The organism is Leclercia sp. Marseille-Q4284, from assembly GCF_916618945.1.
Classification (GTDB): domain Bacteria; phylum Pseudomonadota; class Gammaproteobacteria; order Enterobacterales; family Enterobacteriaceae; genus Enterobacter; species Enterobacter tamurae.
Genome location: NZ_CAKAKG010000002.1, coordinates 991,532 through 1,010,048, shown reverse-complemented (window position 1 = coordinate 1,010,048; position 18,517 = coordinate 991,532). Strand labels below are relative to the sequence as shown.

Sequence of the window (18,517 nt, the reverse complement as noted above, 5' to 3'; positions counted from 1 at the left end):
CGGGTTCCTTTATGCTCAACGTTAATGTATTTTTATTCACATTTATTGCATGAATATTGATACTATCACGACCTAAGGTGTGTCAACAATGAAAATGAATTTACCGCCATTTATCGAGATCTACCGCGCCCTGATTGCCACGCCGTCCATCAGCGCAACGGAAGAAGCGCTGGATCAGAGTAATGAGACTTTAATCAATCTGCTGGCGGGATGGTTCAGCGATCTCGGGTTTAAGGTGGAGGTTCAGCCGGTCCCGGGAACCCGGAATAAATTTAACCTGCTCGCCAGTACCGGCCAGGGTGCCGGCGGTCTGCTGCTGGCGGGACATACCGATACCGTGCCCTTTGACGATGGTCGCTGGACGCGCGATCCCTTCACCCTGACCGAGCACGACAACAAGCTCTACGGGCTGGGCACCGCCGACATGAAAGGCTTCTTCGCCTTTATCCTCGACGCGTTGCGTGACGTGGACGTGAAAACGCTGAAAAAGCCGCTCTATATTCTGGCGACCGCCGACGAAGAGACCAGCATGGCGGGCGCGCGCTACTTCTCTGAAAACACCTCGATTCGCCCGGATTGTGCCATTATCGGCGAGCCGACTTCCCTGCAGCCAATCCGCGCGCACAAAGGCCATATCTCTACGGCGGTGCGCGTGCTGGGCCAGTCCGGCCACTCCAGCGATCCGGCGCGCGGCGTCAACGCCATCGAACTGATGCACGACGCCATTGGTCGCATCATGCTGCTGCGCGACGAGCTAAAAGAGCGTTATCACTACGAAGCCTTCACCGTGCCGTATCCAACGCTGAACCTCGGCAGCCTGCACGGCGGCGATGCCTCCAACCGCATCTGCGCCTGCTGCGAGCTGCATATGGACATCCGTCCGCTGCCGGGCATGACGTTGAGCGATCTCGACGGCTTGCTGAACGAAGCCCTGGCCCCGGTGAGCGAACGCTGGCCGGGCCGTCTGACGGTCTCTGAACTGCATCCGCCGATCCCGGGCTACGCGTGCCCGCCGGACCATCAGCTGGTGGAAGTGGTGGAAAAACTGCTCGGCGAAAAAACCGACGTGGTGAACTACTGCACCGAAGCGCCGTTTATTCAGACTCTCTGTCCGACGCTGGTCCTCGGCCCGGGCTCCATCAACCAGGCCCACCAACCAGATGAGTACCTGGAAACGCGCTTTATCAAACCAACCCGTGAGTTAATTACTCAGGTTGTGCATCACTTCTGCTGGCATTAATGACTGCTCCCCTCTCTCACGAGAGGGGAAAAATCTCATGATCTTCGTCACACTCTCATAAGCATCTCTTATCTGACGCAAAGCCAATTAAATTTCGTAAATTGCCCGCATTTATTCGTTTGCTGAACCGTTTTCGCAGCAATTGACGACGGGGGTTTTACGTGGCTTTATAAAGGGAGATGACAAAATAATGTCCGTTAGATGTCTGGCCGGGCATAAACAAAAATGATGGGGTGACTGGGTTTTTATGAACGAACAATATTCCGCGTTGCGTAGTAATGTCAGTATGCTCGGCAAGGTGCTGGGAGATACCATCAAGGATGCGTTGGGCGAGAACATTCTCGATCGCGTTGAAACAATCCGTAAACTGTCTAAATCTTCCCGTGCCGGTAACGAAGCCAATCGTCAGGAGCTGCTCACTACGCTGCAGAACCTCTCCAACGACGAGCTGCTGCCCGTTGCCCGTGCCTTCAGCCAGTTCCTTAACCTGGCGAACACTGCCGAGCAGTACCACAGCATTTCGCCGAATGGCGAAGGGGCCAGCAACCCGGAAGTGATTGCCCGCACGCTCAGAAAACTCAAGGACCAGCCCGAACTCAACGAAGCGACAATCAAAAAGGCCGTCGAGTCTCTGTCCCTGGAGCTGGTGTTAACCGCCCACCCGACCGAGATCACCCGCCGCACCCTGATCCACAAGATGGGTGAAGTGAACAACTGCCTCAAGCAGCTGGATAACAAAGAGATTGCCGACTACGAACGTAACCAGCTGATGCGCCGTCTGCGCCAGCTGATTGCTCAGTCCTGGCACACCGATGAAATTCGTAAGCACCGCCCAAGCCCGGTTGATGAAGCCAAATGGGGCTTTGCGGTGGTGGAAAACAGCCTGTGGGAAGGGGTACCTAACTACCTGCGCGAGCTGAATGAACAGCTGGAAGAGAACCTCGGCTATCGCCTGCCGGTGGATTTTGTGCCGGTGCGCTTCACCTCCTGGATGGGCGGCGACCGCGACGGCAACCCGAACGTCACCGCAGAAATTACCCGTCACGTCCTGCTGCTGAGCCGCTGGAAAGCCACCGACCTGTTCCTGAAAGATATTCAGATTCTGATTTCTGAGCTCTCAATGGTCGAAGCCACGCCAGAACTGCTTGAGCTGGTGGGTGAAGCCGGTGCAACCGAACCTTACCGCTTTCTGCTCAAAAATCTGCGTGGCCAGCTGCTGGCCACTCAGGCCTGGCTGGAAGCGCGCCTTAAGGGCCAACGCCTGCCGAAACCTGCCGGTCTGCTGAGCCAGAACGAGCAGCTGTGGGAGCCGCTGTACGCCTGTTATCAATCACTGCAGGCCTGCGGAATGGGCATCATCGCCAACGGTGAGCTGCTCGATACCCTGCGCCGCGTGAAGTGTTTCGGCGTGCCGCTGGTGCGTATTGACGTGCGTCAGGAGAGCACCCGCCACACCGAGGCGCTGGGCGAACTGACCCGCTATCTCGGCATTGGCGACTACGAAAGCTGGTCAGAAGCCGACAAACAGGCCTTCCTGATCCGCGAGCTGAATTCCAAACGCCCTCTGCTGCCGCGGAGCTGGGCGCCAAGCGAAGAGACCCGCGAAGTGCTCGACACCTGCAAAGCGATCGTCGATGCGCCGAAAGGATCGGTGGCGGCCTATGTGATCTCGATGGCCAAAACCCCGTCCGACGTGCTGGCGGTTCACCTGCTGCTGAAAGAAGCGGGGATTACCTTCGCCCTGCCGGTTGCGCCGCTGTTTGAAACCCTCGACGACCTGAATAACGCCAACGACGTGATGACCCAGCTGCTGAACATCGACTGGTATCGCGGCTTTATCCAGGGCAAGCAGATGGTGATGATTGGCTATTCCGACTCTGCAAAAGATGCGGGCGTGATGGCCGCCTCCTGGGCGCAGTATCAGGCTCAGGACGCGCTGATCAAAACCTGTGAAAAAGCCGGGATTGAACTGACCCTGTTCCACGGTCGCGGCGGTTCGATTGGCCGTGGCGGTGCCCCTGCTCATGCGGCCCTGCTCTCCCAACCGCCGGGCAGCCTGAAAGGCGGCCTGCGTGTGACCGAACAGGGCGAGATGATCCGCTTCAAGTACGGTCTGCCGGAAGTGACCATCAGCAGCCTGTCGCTCTATACCAGCGCGATCCTCGAAGCGAACCTGCTGCCACCGCCGGAGCCAAAAGACGCCTGGCGCCATATCATGGACGAGCTGTCGGATATCTCCTGCGATATGTATCGCGGCTATGTGCGCGAAAACAAAGACTTCGTACCTTACTTCCGCTCGGCAACGCCGGAGCAGGAGCTGGGCAAACTGCCGCTGGGTTCACGTCCGGCAAAACGTCGCCCAACCGGCGGCGTGGAGTCCCTGCGTGCTATCCCGTGGATCTTCGCCTGGACGCAGAACCGTCTGATGCTCCCGGCCTGGCTGGGTGCCGGTGCCGCGCTGCAAAAAGTGGTGGAAGACGGCAAGCAGAACGAGCTGGAATCCATGTGTCGCGACTGGCCGTTCTTCTCCACCCGCCTCGGCATGCTGGAGATGGTGTTCTCGAAAGCCGACCTGTGGCTGGCGGAATACTACGATCAGCGTCTGGTAAAACCGGAGCTGTGGGCGCTGGGTAGCGAGCTGCGTGCGCTGCTGGAAGATGACATCAAAGTGGTGCTGGATATCGCCAACGACTCCCATCTGATGGCCGATCTGCCGTGGATTGCTGAGTCCATTCAGCTGCGTAACATCTACACTGACCCGCTGAACGTGCTGCAGGCAGAGCTGCTGTACCGCTCGCGTAAAGCGGAAGAAGAGGGTCTGGAGCCGGATCCACGCGTGGAACAAGCGCTGATGGTCACCATCGCGGGCGTTGCGGCGGGGATGCGTAACACCGGCTAAGGCTTTATGCCCGGCGGCGCTACGCTTGCACGGGCCTACGATAAGTAGGCCGGGTAAGCGTTAGCGCCACCCGGCACATTTCGGTACTCCCATCATGCACCACGATATCACTCCCATCCTGACCGATCTGATCAACGGCACATCGCCCCTGCATCAGGTGCATTTTGCTCCTCCGGCCGAACAGGTTCCCCACGCTTCTCCTCGTCTGGTGATTATGCTTGAGGGCCAGACCCATGACGTGGTGTTCTCTTCATCCGGGCATCATCCTTTGCCACCCACAACCTGTCTTAGCATCAGCTTCGGCAAACAGCAGCTGACGATCCAACTCCAGCGTGACGCCACCGTTTTGCATCAGCAGCAGGTTGCCAGGCGCGGGCCGAGAACGGGTGCTTTTCTGCTGCAAACGCTCGCTGAGTTGCAGATGCAGCCGGATGAGCAGGAGACGGCCAGGCTGGTGGTATTAAGTTTGCTCAGCCACTGTCGCGATCTGCTGGGCAGCGATATCCACACCGCCTCCCGCAGCCGGGCGCTGTTTGAAGCCATTCGGACGTATATCGAAGAACATCATGCATCAGCGCTAACCCGCGAGTCGGTAGCGCAGGCGTTTTACATTTCACCGAACTACCTTTCGCATCTGTTTCAAAAGATCGGCAGCGTGGGGTTCAATGAATACCTGACCCGAACCCGTCTCGAGCATGCCCGACAGCTGCTCAAAGGCTACGATCTGAAAATTAAAGATATCGCCACGCACTGCGGCTTTACGGACAGCAACTACTTTTGCCGCCTGTTTCGCAAGCACACCGAGCGCTCGCCGTCGGAATACCGCCGCCAGTATCACAGCCAGCTTACCGCCAAAAACTAGCATTGTGATCCCCCTCTCACTTCGCTAAGGACCTTACATTTGTCCAGTATTTGGCAAAAATGACCTCTGGCTCCCCCCGCCTGGCCCGCCGTATCCTTAATTCAGACCTGAAGACTTAAGGAAAAATAATGGAACTCTATCTGGATACCGCCAGCGTGGCGGACGTCGAACGCCTTGCCCGCATCTTTCCCATTGCCGGCGTGACCACTAACCCGAGCATTATTGCCGCCAGCGGTGAATCCGTGTGGGATGTTCTCCCGCGCCTGCAGAAGATCGTTGGTCCGGAAGGCACTCTGTTTGCCCAGACCATGAGCCGTGATGCCGACGGGATGGTTGCCGAAGCCAGACGACTGAGCGCTTCTTTCCCGAACATCGTGGTCAAGATCCCGGTCACCGCAGAAGGTCTGGTCGCCATCAAAGCCCTTAAAAAAGAGGGCATCACCACCCTCGGTACCGCGGTGTACAGCGCCGCTCAGGGCTTGCTGGCCGCCCTGGCGGGAGCAAAGTACATCGCGCCGTACGTTAATCGCGTGGATGCCCAGGGCGGAGACGGGATCCGTACGGTGCAGGAGCTGCAAAGCCTGCTGGAGCTGCACGCGCCAGAGAGCATGGTGCTGGCCGCCAGCTTCAAAACACCTCGTCAGGCGCTGGACTGCCTGCTCGCCGGTTGTGAAGCCATCACCCTGCCCATCGATGTCGCACAGCAAATGCTCAATACCCCCGCGGTAGGGTCAGCCATCGACAAGTTCGAGCAGGACTGGAAAAACGCGTTTGGTAGCCTCAATCTTTAAGGGAGACATGTTATGGACCGTATTATTCAATCACCCGGTAAATACATTCAGGGTGCCGATGTGCTCACCCGCCTCGGCGATTATCTCAAGCCGCTGGCAGCACGCTGGCTGGTGGTAGGCGATAAGTTTGTGCTGGGCTTTGCCGAAGAGACGCTGCGTCAGAGCTTTGAACAGGCCGAACTCTATGTCGAAATTGCGCCCTTCGGCGGCGAGTGTTCACAGAACGAGATCGATCACCTGCGTGAGCTGGCCAAAGGTGCCGATTGTCAGGCGATCCTCGGCATCGGCGGCGGTAAGACGCTGGATACCGCCAAAGCGCTGGCGCACTTTATGGACGTCCCGGTCGCCATCGCCCCGACCATCGCCTCAACCGATGCGCCCTGCAGCGCGCTTTCCGTTATCTATACCGACAGCGGCGAATTCGATCGCTATCTGATGCTGCCCCACAACCCAAACATCGTCATTGTGGATACCCAGGTGGTGGCGCGGGCCCCTGCCCGCCTGTTGGCTGCCGGGATTGGCGACGCGCTGGCGACCTGGTTTGAAGCCCGGGCCTGCTCCCGCAGCGGCGCGACTACCATGGCGGGCGGCAAGTGCACCCAGGCCGCGCTGGCGCTGGCTGAGCTGTGCTACAACACGCTGGTGGAAGAGGGTGAAAAAGCGATGCTGGCAGCGGAGCAGCATGTGGTGACCCCTGCCCTTGAGCGGGTGATTGAAGCCAACACCTATCTCAGCGGAGTCGGTTTTGAAAGCGGCGGCCTGGCGGCGGCGCACGCCATTCACAACGGTCTGACCGCCATCCCGGATGCCCATCATTATTATCACGGCGAGAAAGTGGCGTTTGGCACCCTGACCCAACTGGTGCTGGAGAATGCGCCGGTGGAAGAGATCGAAACCGTGGCGGCGCTGTGCCACAGCGTGGGGCTGCCAATTACCCTGGCGCAGCTGGCTATCACTGCCGATATCCCCGCCAAAATGCGCTTAGTGGCGGCCGCATCGTGTGCGAAAGATGAAACCATCCACAATATGCCGGGCGGTGCGACACCGGAGCAGGTGTATGCGGCCCTGGTGGTTGCCGACCAGTACGGCCAGCGTTTTTTACAGGAATGGGAGTAACCTTCATGCCCGGCGGCGCTGCGCTTGCACGGGCCTACAATCCGTAGGCCGGGTAAGGCGAAGCCGCCACCCGGCAAAAAAATCCCCGCCAGCGCGGGGATTTTCCTGTTTACAGCAGATCAAACCGGTCGAGGTTCATCACTTTCACCCATGCCGCGACAAAGTCCGTCACGAACTTCTCGTGGGCATCGCTGCTGGCGTAAACCTCGGCCAGGGCGCGCAGCACGGAGTTGGAACCAAACACCAGGTCGGCACGGCTCGCCAGATACTTCACATCCCCACTCACGCGGTCGCGGCCTTCAAACAGCTCGCTGGATTCATCGGTAGCCTTCCACTGCGTGCCCATATCCAGCAGATTGACGAAGAAGTCCGTACTGAGTACGCCCACGCGATCGGTAAAGACCCCGCTCTTACCACCATCGAAGTTAGCGCCCAGCACGCGCAGCCCGCCCAGCAGCACCGTCATCTCTGGCGCGGTCAGGGTCAGCTGCTGCGCTTTATCAATCAGCAGCGACTCGGTGGTCGACACGTCGATCGCCGCCCGGTAGTTACGGAAACCATCAGCAGCCGGCTGCAGCAACGTAAACATGCCGATATCGGTCTGATCCTGGCGCGCGTCGACCCGGCCCGGCGTAAACGGCACGGTGATGTTCACACCAGCGGCTTTGGCCGCCTGCTCAACGCCCACCACACCCGCCAGCACGATGATGTCCGCCAGCGACGCTTTATGTGCCGATTTATAAATGCCTTCCAGCACCGGCAGCACGCGTGCGGCCACGGCGTTGACATCCCAGCTGCGCTGCGGTGCCAGCGCCAGACGGGCGCCGTTGGCCCCGCCACGCTTATCGCCACCGCGGAAGGTGGACGCCGAGGCCCATGCCACCGACACCAGCTCGCTGACCGACAGCCCGGAAGCCGCAATATCCGCTTTCAGACTTTGAATATCTTCCGCGGTCGGATGGAAGAACGGCTGTGGCAGCGGATCCTGCCAAATCAGCTCTTCTTTCGGTACTTCTGGCCCGATATAACGCGCAATTGGCCCCATATCGCGGTGGGTCAGTTTGAACCACGCCCGGGCAAAGGCTTCGTTAAAGGCCTGCGGATCGTTGAGGAAACGACGGGAAATCTTGTCGAACTCCGGATCGAAACGCAGCGTCAGGTCGGTAACCAGCATGGTCGGTTTACGTTTCTTCGACGGGTCAAACGGGTCGGGCATGATTTCCGGCGCATTCGACGCTTCGAACTGGATGGCACCTGCCGGACTGCGGGTCTGCACCCAGTCGTATTTGTACAGGTTCTCAAAGAAGTAGTTGCTCCACTGGGTCGGCGTCTGGGACCAGATCACTTCCAGACCGGAGGTGATGGCATCAGCACCAAAACCGCTGCCGTGGGTGCTGGCCCAGCCCAGGCCCTGCGCTTCAAGCGGGCCGCCTTCCGGATCGATACCCACATGGGTCGCTTCCCCGGCACCGTGGGTTTTACCCAGCGTATGGCCCCCGGCGATCAGCGCGACGGTCTCTTCATCGTTCATCCCCATGTTGCCGAAGGTGGCGCGGATCGCCGCCGCCGCAGACAGCGGTTCACCGCTGGCGTTTGGCCCTTCCGGGTTGACGTAGATCAGCCCCATCTCGGTGGCGCCAACGGCACTTTTCGCCAGACTTTCCGGATGGCGGTGCTCAAGCCAGGCTTTTTCATCACCCCAGTTGACGTCCAGATCCGGTTCCCAGACGTCTTCACGCCCGGCACCAAAGCCAAAGGTACGGAAGCCAGAGTTCTCCAGCGCCACGTTACCGGCAAGAATAAACAGGTCGGCCCAGGAGATTTTCTGGCCATATTTTTGTTTGATCGGCCACAGCAGACGACGCGCCTTATCGAGGCTGACGTTATCCGGCCAGGAGTTGAGGGGAGAGAAACGCTGTTGGCCCCGGCCCGCACCGCCACGCCCGTCTACGGAGCGATAGGTCCCGGCACCGTGCCACGCCATACGGATGAACAGACCGGCGTAGCTGCCCCAGTCTGCAGGCCACCAGGGCTGGGAATCGGTCAGCAGGGCTTTCAGATCGCCTTTCAGGGCAGCGTAATCTAACTTGCTGAATTCTTTGCGGTAGTTAAAATCTTTGCCTAGCGGGTTGGAACGTTCGGAATGCTGGTTGAGAAGGTCGATACGAAGCTGTTTGGGCCACCAGTCCCGGCTGTTGGTGCCGGCACCTGCGCTCTTGTCATAACTGCCCTGATGGAAAGGACACTTACCTGAAGTCTGGTTCTCGTCGGACGTACTCATCGCTCTGCTCCCTCTATGGTTTTATCGTTAGGATATACACCACCGGCAACAAGAGATAATTGAAACCATCCACAGATTTGATAGTTAATACCGTCGATATCTGCCTGAAATATAAAAGCCCTCATCATTGTGAGGGCTTCATCGTTACAGACCCGGGCGAACCCCCAGCGTATGGCAGATCGCGTAGCTCATTTCGGCGCGGTTAAGGGTATAGAAATGGAAATCTTTCACCCCTTCGCGGCTTAAAATCTTCACCATGTCCATGGCGATGTTGGCTCCCACCAGCTTGCGGGTTTCGGCGTCATCGTCCAGACCTTCGTACATCTTCGCCATCCACAGCGGGATGCGCACGTTGGTCATGTCGGCAAATTTCTTCGCCTGCTTGAAGTTGGAGACGGGCAGAATACCCGGAATAATTTCAACGTCGATACCGGCGGAGACGCAGCGGTCGCGGAAGCGCAGGTAGCTTTCGACATCAAAGAAGAACTGGGTGATGGCACGGTTGGCACCGGCATCCACTTTACGTTTCAGGTTGAGCAGATCCGCCTGGGCGCTTTTCGCTTCCGGATGCACTTCCGGGTAAGCCGCCACGGAGATGTCGAAGTCGCCCACCTCTTTCAGCAGCGCCACCAGATCGGTCGCGTACATATCCGGCTTACCGCTGCCCGGCGGCAGGTCGCCACGCAGGGCCACGATATGGCGGATGCCGTTGTTCCAGTAATCCTGGGCAATGGTGCGCAGTTCGTCGCGGGTGGCATCGATACAGGTCAGATGCGGCGCGGCTTCCAGACCGGTACGATCCTTAATGCCTTTAATGATGCTGTGCGTACGGTCGCGCTCGCCGGAGTTGGCACCGTAGGTCACCGAAACAAATTTCGGCTTCAGGCTGCTCAGGCGATCGATAGAGGCCCACAGGGTCTGCTCCATTTCACTGGTGCGCGGCGGGAAAAATTCAAAAGAGACGTTAATCTGGCCGTTTACTTCAGCCAGGCTCTGATTCAGGGCTTCCCGCTGGTTGGCGTGAAAAAAGCTCATACCTTACCTCATCAATCGCGTGTCGTTGTTTTGTTGTGTTCGAACTTCTATACGTTTAGACGTCCAGATGTAAAAATGACGGAAAAGCCGACTGGCGTCAACTGAAAATATCATCATTGACGGTGAGGAATGCTCAGGGAAGATGAAAAAGGTTCAGGATGAGGCGACTATTCCCTCTCCCCTGTGGGGAGAGGGGGAAAACATATGGATTACAGCAGCTGTGCCAGACGGTTGATATCTGACTGGATTGCCCCGGCGGTGACGTCACGGCCCGCACCTGGACCACGGATCACCAGCGGGTTATCGCGATACCAGCGGCTTTCGATGGCGAAGACGTTATCGCACGGCAGCAGCGCCGCCAGCGGATGTTCCGGGCGGACGGCTTCAACCCCGACGCGGGCTTTGCCATTGGCATCGAAACGCGCCACGTAGCGCAGAACCAGGCCCATTTCGCGGGCCGCTTCCAGGCGCTGTAGCATCTGCTCGTTCAGGGCATCGCCGTTCTCGAAGAAGTAATCAACAGACCCCTCTTCACAGTCCGTCGGCACCAGCGACTCCACGCGCACCTGACCCGGCTCGATATCGTAGCCCGCTTCACGCGCCACAATCACCAGCTTACGCATCACGTCTTTACCGGAGAGGTCAACGCGCGGGTCGGGCTCGGTTAGCCCCTGCTGCCACGCCTGGTCCACCAGGTCGGTAAACGGCACGGTGCCATCAAACTGCAGGAACAGCCACGACAGGGTGCCGGAGAAGATACCGCTGATGGCCAGAATGCTGTCGCCGCTTTCGATCAGATCGCGCACGGTGTGGTTAACCGGCAAACCAGCCCCGACGGTGGCGTTATACAGCCAGTGACGGCCCGTTTTTTCAAAGGCGTCGTGGATCTGGCGATAGTTGCGGGTATTGCTGGCGCCCGCCAGTTTGTTGGCGCTGATAACGTGGAAACCGTGGCTGGCAAAATCGAGATACTGATTGGCCAGCTGTTCGCTGGCGGTCACATCCAGCACCACCAGGTCATCGTACGGATGGGCACGCATCCACAGGAACAGCGACTCTTCATCCTGCTCAATGGCTTCATCGTTAAAGAAGGCCAGCGCGCGGCTGGCGTCCAGCCCTTCATAGCTGAGCAGGCTGCGGCGACTGTCGACAACGCCTGCCAGCACAAACTCAAAGCCGGTACGCGCCGAGAGCGTGGTCTGCTCGCGGGCGAACAGCTCCAGCCAGCGGGAACCGATGTTGCCTTTCCCGAACAGTACCAGACCGATACGTTTTTCAGCGCGGAACAGCGACTGGTGCAGGCCCTGGATCAGGCTCTCGGTTGGCCCGGTGCGCATGACCGCCACCAGGCTGATGCCCTCTTCCGACTGCCAGGTAAACTCTACCGGCTGACCTTTCAGCTGCTGCCAGAAGCGGTGGCAGTGCAGCGGGTTACGGGTGACGCCCGCCCCGACCATCGCGATCAGCGCCAGCCCCTGACGCAGACGAAGCTCGCCCGGCAGGCCCGCTTCATCGAGAATTTTCAGCGCGCTGTCGGCCACTTCTGCGGTGTAGCAGAACTGCAGCAGATGACGGTCAGTGTGCACCCCCACGGCGAGCGGGCGCACCTGGGCGCGCTTCAGGATCAGGTCGATCTCTTTATGCGTCTGTTTGAAATCATGTCCGGCAGGCACGAGGAATTCGATCAGGCAGATATCGTCATGGCTGGTGACGATACGCGCCCCCGTGCCGGACGCCAGCACGCGCTCAATGCGGGTCGAGCCCTGATCCGGCGTGTAGCTGCAGCGCAGCTGCAGATCGATATCGCTGCCGGAGACCGGCTGCAGGGTGCGGGCGTGCAGCACCGGGGCCGCCAGACGGGCCAGCTCGCTGGCTTCGTCGAGGCGCAGCAGCGGCAGCAGGCATGCGTCTTTCACCTTGCGCGGGTCGGCGCTGTAGACACCGGCCACGTCGCTCCAGATGGTGACGCGGGATACGCCCGCCAGGGCACCAATCTGCGTTGCAGAGTAGTCGGAACCGTTACGTCCCAGCAGCACGGTTTCACCCGCGTTGCTGCGGCTGATAAAGCCGGTCACCACAATACGTTTATTTGGATGCTGCACCAGCAGCTGCTGGAGCAGCGGATAAGAGAGACCTTCATCCACCTGCGGCTGGGCGCCACGCTCGGCACGCAGGAAGTCACGCGCGTCGAGCCAGGCTGCGTCCAGGCCCTGCTGTTGCAGGACCGCCGCCATCAGCCGGGCCGACCACACTTCACCGTGGCCCACCACTTCGGCATAGACCGCGTCGGTCACGCCGCTGTCGAGTAACCCGGCCAGGCGCTCCAGATCCTGGATAAAGGTACTGATCAGGCCATCGGCCACGTCGGCAGGCAATAAGCCGGCGATCAGTTCACTCTGGTAACGGCGTAACGCTTGTTGAACCTGATGCGCAGAGAGACGATCGGTCTGGCTTAACTTCAGCCAGCTAATCAACTGGTTGGTGGTGCTGCCCGCGGCGGAGACAACCATCATGTCCCCCGGCATCGAATACTCTGACATGATCCCCGCGACCCGCAGGTAACATTTCACATCAGCCAGACTACTACCACCAAACTTGTGCAGCTGGCGACCCTTCGCCCCTGCCTGCGCTATCACACTCATGATTACCCCTTGGTTGCGACCCGGAAGCCATTTTCCAGATCGGCAATTAAATCTTCACAATCTTCAATACCGGTTGAGATGCGTAACAGCGTCTCAGAGATCCCGGCGGCGGCACGCGCTTCTGGCGCCATGCCCGCGTGGGTCATTGTTGCGGCGTGGGAGATTAAGCTTTCGACTCCCCCTAATGATTCCGCCAGCGTAAACAGTGACAACCCGCTCAGGAAGCGACGCAGCGTCTGCTCATCGCCATCCAGTTCAAAACTTAACATCGCGCCAAAACCCTTTTGTTGACGCGCCGCAATCTCGTGCCCCTGATTCTCCGGCAGCGACGGGTGATAGAGCTTTTTCACCAGCGGCTGGGTCTTCAGGAAATCGACAATCGCCTGGGCGTTACGCTGCGCCACATCCATACGCGGCGACAGGGTACGCAGCCCGCGCAGCAGCAGGTAGCTGTCAAACGCGCTGCCAGTGACGCCGATATTATTCGCCCACCATGCCAGTTCGGTGACAAGCGCTGGATCTTTAGCAATCACCACCCCGGCCACCACGTCGGAGTGGCCGTTCAGGTATTTGGTGCATGAATGCAATACCAGATCTGCTCCCAGTGCCAGCGGGTTCTGCAGCGCCGGACTGAGGAAGGTATTATCCACTACACTTATCGCTCCCGCATCCCTCGAAAGCTGACAAATTTTTGCAATGTCCACCACGCGCAGCAGTGGGTTGCTTGGACTTTCGACTAAAACCAGCTTCGGTTTTTCTGCCAGCGCCTGTTTCAGCGCCTGCTCATCACCCTGATCGACAAACAGCACGCGATAGCAACCGCGCTTCGCCAGGCTGTCGAACAGACGGTAGCTGCCGCCATAGCAGTCGTGCGGGGCCACCAGCAGATCGCCAGGCTTCAGGAACACGGTGGTCACCAGATGAATGGCCGACATGCCGGTATTGGTCATCACCGCGCCTGCGCCACCTTCCAGTTCCGCCAGCGCACGCTGGGTGACATCACGCGTCGGGTTGCCACGGCGCGAGTAGTCATGGGCGCGTGGTTCATTAAATCCGGTGAAGTTATAGGTACTGGAGAGATGAATGGGCGGGACAACGCAGCCGTACTGTTCGTCATCATTCAATCCGCTACGCACTGCGATGGTGGCCTGTTTACGCGTCATGGTGAAGGCTTCCTGGCTTAATGGATGAAAAGTCAGGCCCCAGAGTAAACATTGATTATATGGACGTCAACACATCTGGACATCTAAACTTCTTTGCGTATAGATTGAGCAATACGCAAATAGCCGTTAAAATTACATGCTTTAGCGCATAACCCAGAGGCAATATCCGTGTCACGGTGACGTCTCTACGGTAAACTACGCAAGATTATGGCGCGAAACCCGGCGAACCGCTGCGGTGTCGGCCTCATATTAATGACAGAGAGGATTAAAGGTATCTCATGGCTGAATGGAGCGGCGAATATATCAGCCCATACGCTGAGCACGGTAAGAAGAGTGAACAAGTAAAGAAAATTACGGTTTCCATTCCTCTGAAGGTGTTAAAGATCCTCACCGATGAACGCACGCGTCGTCAGGTGAATAACCTGCGTCACGCTACCAACAGCGAACTGCTGTGCGAAGCGTTCCTGCACGCGTTTACCGGTCAACCGTTGCCGAACGATGAAGACCTGCGCAAAGAGCGTAGTGATGAAATTCCGGAAGAGGCGAAGGTGATCATGCGTGAGCTGGGTATCGACCCGGATACGTGGGAATACTGATTTGCAGATATAAAAAAAGCGCCTTGCGGCGCTTTTTTTTCGGGATGCTTATTTCGCGCCCGGGATGCTGAAACGCTTGTTGAAGCGGTCAACACGGCCACCGGTTGCAACATCACGCTGCTTACCAGTGTAGAACGGGTGGCATTTGCCGCACACGTCCAGGTTCAGATCGTGACCCACGGTGGAGCGGATCTGGATAGAGTTACCGCAAGAACAGTTAGCAGTAATCATTTCGTATTTAGGATGGATATCTTTTTTCATGGGGAGAACCTCAGTTAAGGCCGCGTCGCTCTTCCAGCCCTAACGCCAGACACCACGCGATGTTGAATGTAAGTTCTTTGATGCAAAGTGCACCAAAGGCGGCGAATCATACAGAATTTAACCAGGGTATGCAAACTGATCCGCCCGCCGCCTTTCACTAATGTGTATACTAACGCGCCACTTTTCAAGTCAGGAAGATTCGATGCCCGTTGCTCACGTTGCCCTGCCCGTTCCGCTTCCCCGTACCTTTGATTACCTGCTGCCAGATAACATGCAGGCCAAAGCGGGCTGTCGCGTGACGGTGCCGTTTGGCAAACAGCAGCGGATAGGCATTGTGGTCTCCGTGAGCCAGCAAAGTGAGCTGCCCCTCGCGGAGCTGAAAAGCGTGGTGGAGGTGCTGGACGACGAGCCGGTCCTCTCGCAAAGCGTCTGGCGCCTGCTGCTGTGGGCCGCCGACTACTATCACCATCCCATTGGCGATGTGCTGTTCCACGCCTTACCCATTCTGCTGCGGCAGGGCAAAAACGCCAGCCACGCGCCGATGTGGTACTGGTTTGCCACCGAGCAGGGCCAGGCGGTGGATATCAACAGCCTGAAACGCTCCCCGAAACAACAGCAGGCGCTGGCGGCGTTACGCAAGGGCCGGATCTGGCGTCATCAGGTCGAAAGCCTCGATTTTAACGACGCGGCGCTGCAGGGCTTACGCAAAAAGGGGCTGAGCGAGCTGGCCTGCGAAGCGCCTGCGCTGGTCGACTGGCGCGACGGCTTTAGCGTGTCCGGCGACCGCCTGCGTCTCAATACCGAACAGGCCACCGCCGTCGGGGCGATCCACAGCGCGTCCGATCGCTTCTCGGCCTGGCTGCTGGCGGGCGTTACCGGCTCCGGTAAGACCGAAGTCTATCTGAGCGTGCTGGAAAACGTGCTGGCGCAGGGGAAGCAGGCCCTGGTGATGGTCCCGGAAATCGGCCTCACCCCACAGACCATCGCCCGTTTTCGCGAGCGCTTCAACGCCCCGGTCGAGGTGCTGCACTCCGGTTTAAACGACAGCGAGCGCCTCAGCGCCTGGCTGAAAGCCCGCAACGGCGAAGCGGCGATTGTGATTGGCACCCGGTCCTCCCTGTTCACGCCGTTTAAGAATCTGGGCGTGATCGTTATCGACGAAGAGCACGACAGCTCCTATAAACAGCAGGAAGGCTGGCGCTATCACGCCCGCGACCTGGCGGTGTACCGCGCCCACAGCGAGCAGATCCCGATTATTCTCGGCTCGGCCACGCCGGCGCTGGAGACGCTGCACAACGTGCGCCAGCGCAAATACCATATGCTGCGCCTGACGCGCCGGGCGGGGAATGCGCGTCCCGCCGTGCAGCATGTGTTGGATCTGAAAGGTCAGCAGGTGCAGGCGGGATTAGCCCCGGCGTTGATTACCCGCATGCGTCAGCACCTGCAGGCCAACAACCAGGTGATCCTGTTTCTCAACCGTCGCGGCTTTGCCCCGGCGCTGCTGTGCCATGACTGCGGCTGGATAGCCGAATGCCCACGCTGCGATCACTACTACACCCTGCATCAGGCCCAGCACCACCTGCGCTGCCACCACTGCGACAGCCAGCGCCCAATCCCACGTCAGTGTCCGTCCTGCGGCTCGACGCATATGGTGCCGGTCGGGCTGGGCACCGAGCAGCTGGAACAGGCGTTAACGCCCTTCTTCCCGGGCGTGGCGATCTCGCGTATCGACCGCGATACCACCAGCCGCAAGGGGGCGCTTGAGCAGCAGCTGGCAGAAGTCCATCGCGGCGGCGCGCGCATTCTGATTGGCACGCAGATGCTGGCGAAAGGGCATCACTTCCCGGACGTCACCCTGGTGGCGCTGCTGGACGTTGACGGCGCGCTGTTCTCGGCGGATTTCCGTTCCGCAGAGCGCTTTGCCCAGCTCTATACGCAGGTGGCGGGCCGCGCCGGGCGTGCCGGTAAACAGGGCGAGGTGGTGCTGCAAACCCACCATCCCGAACACCCGCTGCTGCAAACCCTGCTGCATAAAGGCTACGACGCCTTTGCCGAGCAGGCGCTGGCCGAACGCCAGACTTTGCAGCTCCCGCCGTGGACCAGCCATGTGATTATCCGCGCCGAGGATCACAACAACCAGCAGGCGCCGCTGTTCCTCCAGCAGCTGCGCAACCTGCTGCAGGCCAGCCCGCTGGTGGATAATCAGCTGTGGATTTTAGGTCCGGTTCCGGCGCTGGCTCCGAAACGTGGCGGCCGTTATCGCTGGCAAATTCTGCTGCAACACCCTTCCCGAATCCGCTTGCAGCATATCGTCAGCGGAACGTTAGCGTTAATTAACACGCTGCCGGAAGCGCGCAAAGTGAAGTGGGTGCTGGACGTCGATCCTATCGAAAGCTAAAAAATGGTGGGAGGCGGATCGAAAAATTAAACATGCCTCACACTTTTTATGAAAATTCTGTAACCGCTTCCATTCGCAATCTGATAAAACTGACTCAGTCAGAAGAGCGTTGATACGCCGGCGAGGAGAAGAGGTTGAAGTCCAGGAAAGAGGTCGCCTCAGCGACCATGAAAGATGTTGCCCTGAAAGCAAAAGTCTCAACGGCAACGGTATCCCGAGCCTTAATGAATCCCGATAAAGTCTCTCAGACCACACGTAATCGTGTTGAGCAGGCTGCACTGGAGGTCGGTTATCTGCCCCAGGCGATGGGACGTAACGTCAAACGTAACGAATCCCGCACCATCCTGGTCATTGTGCCCGACATCTGCGATCCCTTTTTCAGCGAAATTATCCGCGGCATCGAAGTGACCGCCGCGGCACAGGGCTACCTGGTGCTGATTGGCGACTGCGCGCACCAGAATCAGCAGGAAAAAACCTTCATTGACCTGATTATTACCAAGCAGATCGACGGCATGCTGCTGCTCGGCTCACGTCTGCCCTTCGATGCCAGCATTGAAGAGCAGCGCAATCTGCCACCGATGGTGATGGCCAACGAATTCGCCCCTGAGCTGGAACTGCCTACCGTTCACATCGACAACCTCACCGCCGCGTTTAATGCCGTGAACTATCTGCAGGAGCTGGGACATAAGCGCATCGGCTGTATCGCCGGGCCGGAAGAGATGCCGCTGTGCCATTATCGCCTGCAGGGTTACGTTCAGGCGCTGCGCCGTACCGGGGCGACGGTCGATCCGCACTACATAGCCCGGGGCGATTTTACCTATGCCGCAGGCGGGCTGGCGCTGGAAAAACTGCTCTCGCTGCCACAGCCGCCAACCGCAGTGTTCTGTCACAGCGACGTGATGGCGTTGGGCGCGCTCTCGTATGCCAAGCGCCACGGCCTGAATGTGCCGAAAGATCTCTCCATCATTGGCTTCGATAACATTTCCCTGTCTGAGTTTTGCGATCCACCGCTCACCACCGTGGCGCAGCCGCGCTATGAGATAGGCCGGGAAGCGATGCTGTTGTTACTGGATCAACTGAACGGTCAAACGGTCAGCAGCGGCTCCCGTTTACTGGACTGTGAATTGATTGTTCGCGGTTCAACCCAGGCGCTAACGTAAAGCCACCGCCTTTCAGACGTCCTCATCTGGTCAAAGGCCCGTCGCTTAAGTAACATGACGGGCTGACAAACGA

Annotated in this window: 13 protein-coding genes; 8 read left to right on the top strand and 5 right to left on the bottom strand. The window is 58.7% G+C overall.

Annotated elements, in window-relative coordinates:
• Positions 1 to 88: 88 nt before the first annotated feature.
• From argE to LG383_RS19490, 5 genes are all read left to right on the top strand, one after another.
• Entirely contained in the window at positions 89 to 1,240 is a 1,152-nt protein-coding gene (gene argE / locus LG383_RS19510) for an acetylornithine deacetylase (RefSeq protein ID WP_225759960.1), read from the top strand.
• Positions 1,241 to 1,487: 247 nt separating this feature from the next.
• Positions 1,488 to 4,139 (top strand): phosphoenolpyruvate carboxylase, encoded by a 2,652-nt coding sequence (ppc, locus tag LG383_RS19505; RefSeq protein ID WP_166184808.1) that lies wholly within the window; start codon positions 1,488 to 1,490, stop codon positions 4,137 to 4,139.
• Between the two features lie 94 nt (positions 4,140 to 4,233).
• Complete coding sequence (locus LG383_RS19500) at positions 4,234 to 5,001, top strand: AraC family transcriptional regulator (RefSeq protein WP_106995798.1); 768 nt, start codon at positions 4,234 to 4,236, stop codon at positions 4,999 to 5,001.
• A gap of 128 nt (positions 5,002 to 5,129) precedes the next feature.
• Complete coding sequence (fsa, locus tag LG383_RS19495; protein WP_225759959.1) at positions 5,130 to 5,792, top strand: fructose-6-phosphate aldolase; 663 nt, start codon at positions 5,130 to 5,132, stop codon at positions 5,790 to 5,792.
• Positions 5,793 to 5,804: 12 nt separating this feature from the next.
• Positions 5,805 to 6,908, top strand: coding sequence for a glycerol dehydrogenase (locus tag LG383_RS19490; protein WP_225759958.1), 1,104 nt, complete (start codon positions 5,805 to 5,807; stop codon positions 6,906 to 6,908).
• Positions 6,909 to 7,017: 109 nt separating this feature from the next.
• Here the strand turns inward: LG383_RS19490 and katG are convergent, their stop codons facing one another.
• From katG to metB, 4 genes are all read right to left on the bottom strand, one after another.
• On the bottom strand, positions 7,018 to 9,189 hold the full coding sequence (gene katG, locus LG383_RS19485) for a catalase/peroxidase HPI (protein ID WP_225759957.1): 2,172 nt from the start codon (positions 9,187 to 9,189) through the stop codon (positions 7,018 to 7,020).
• 144 nt (positions 9,190 to 9,333) lie between these two features.
• Entirely contained in the window at positions 9,334 to 10,224 is an 891-nt protein-coding gene (gene metF, locus LG383_RS19480) for a methylenetetrahydrofolate reductase (RefSeq protein WP_106995794.1), read from the bottom strand.
• Between the two features lie 209 nt (positions 10,225 to 10,433).
• The gene (locus LG383_RS19475; protein ID WP_166184821.1) at positions 10,434 to 12,866 is read right to left on the bottom strand and encodes a bifunctional aspartate kinase/homoserine dehydrogenase II; all 2,433 of its coding nucleotides are present in this window, start codon (positions 12,864 to 12,866) and stop codon (positions 10,434 to 10,436) included.
• Positions 12,867 to 12,868: 2 nt separating this feature from the next.
• On the bottom strand, positions 12,869 to 14,029 hold the full coding sequence (gene metB / locus LG383_RS19470) for a cystathionine gamma-synthase (protein ID WP_106995792.1): 1,161 nt from the start codon (positions 14,027 to 14,029) through the stop codon (positions 12,869 to 12,871).
• Between the two features lie 278 nt (positions 14,030 to 14,307).
• Here metB and metJ point away from each other — a divergent pair, with 278 nt between their 5' ends.
• Positions 14,308 to 14,625 carry a met regulon transcriptional regulator MetJ gene (gene metJ / locus LG383_RS19465; protein ID WP_007369220.1) on the top strand — a complete coding sequence of 106 codons (318 nt, stop codon included), beginning with the start codon at positions 14,308 to 14,310 and terminating at the stop codon, positions 14,623 to 14,625.
• A 48-nt stretch (positions 14,626 to 14,673) separates the two neighbouring features.
• On the opposite strand, the gene rpmE is transcribed toward metJ, so the two are convergent.
• The gene (gene rpmE, locus LG383_RS19460) at positions 14,674 to 14,886 is read right to left on the bottom strand and encodes a 50S ribosomal protein L31 (protein ID WP_003862040.1); all 213 of its coding nucleotides are present in this window, start codon (positions 14,884 to 14,886) and stop codon (positions 14,674 to 14,676) included.
• 202 nt (positions 14,887 to 15,088) lie between these two features.
• Between rpmE and priA the strand changes: the two genes are divergently transcribed.
• Together priA and cytR are read left to right on the top strand one after the other, a co-directional pair.
• Positions 15,089 to 17,284, top strand: a complete 2,196-nt coding sequence (gene priA, locus LG383_RS19455; RefSeq protein WP_225759956.1) for a primosomal protein N' — start codon at positions 15,089 to 15,091, stop codon at positions 17,282 to 17,284.
• A 134-nt stretch (positions 17,285 to 17,418) separates the two neighbouring features.
• Positions 17,419 to 18,444, top strand: coding sequence for a DNA-binding transcriptional regulator CytR (gene cytR, locus LG383_RS19450; RefSeq protein ID WP_106995790.1), 1,026 nt, complete (start codon positions 17,419 to 17,421; stop codon positions 18,442 to 18,444).
• Positions 18,445 to 18,517: the final 73 nt, after the last annotated feature.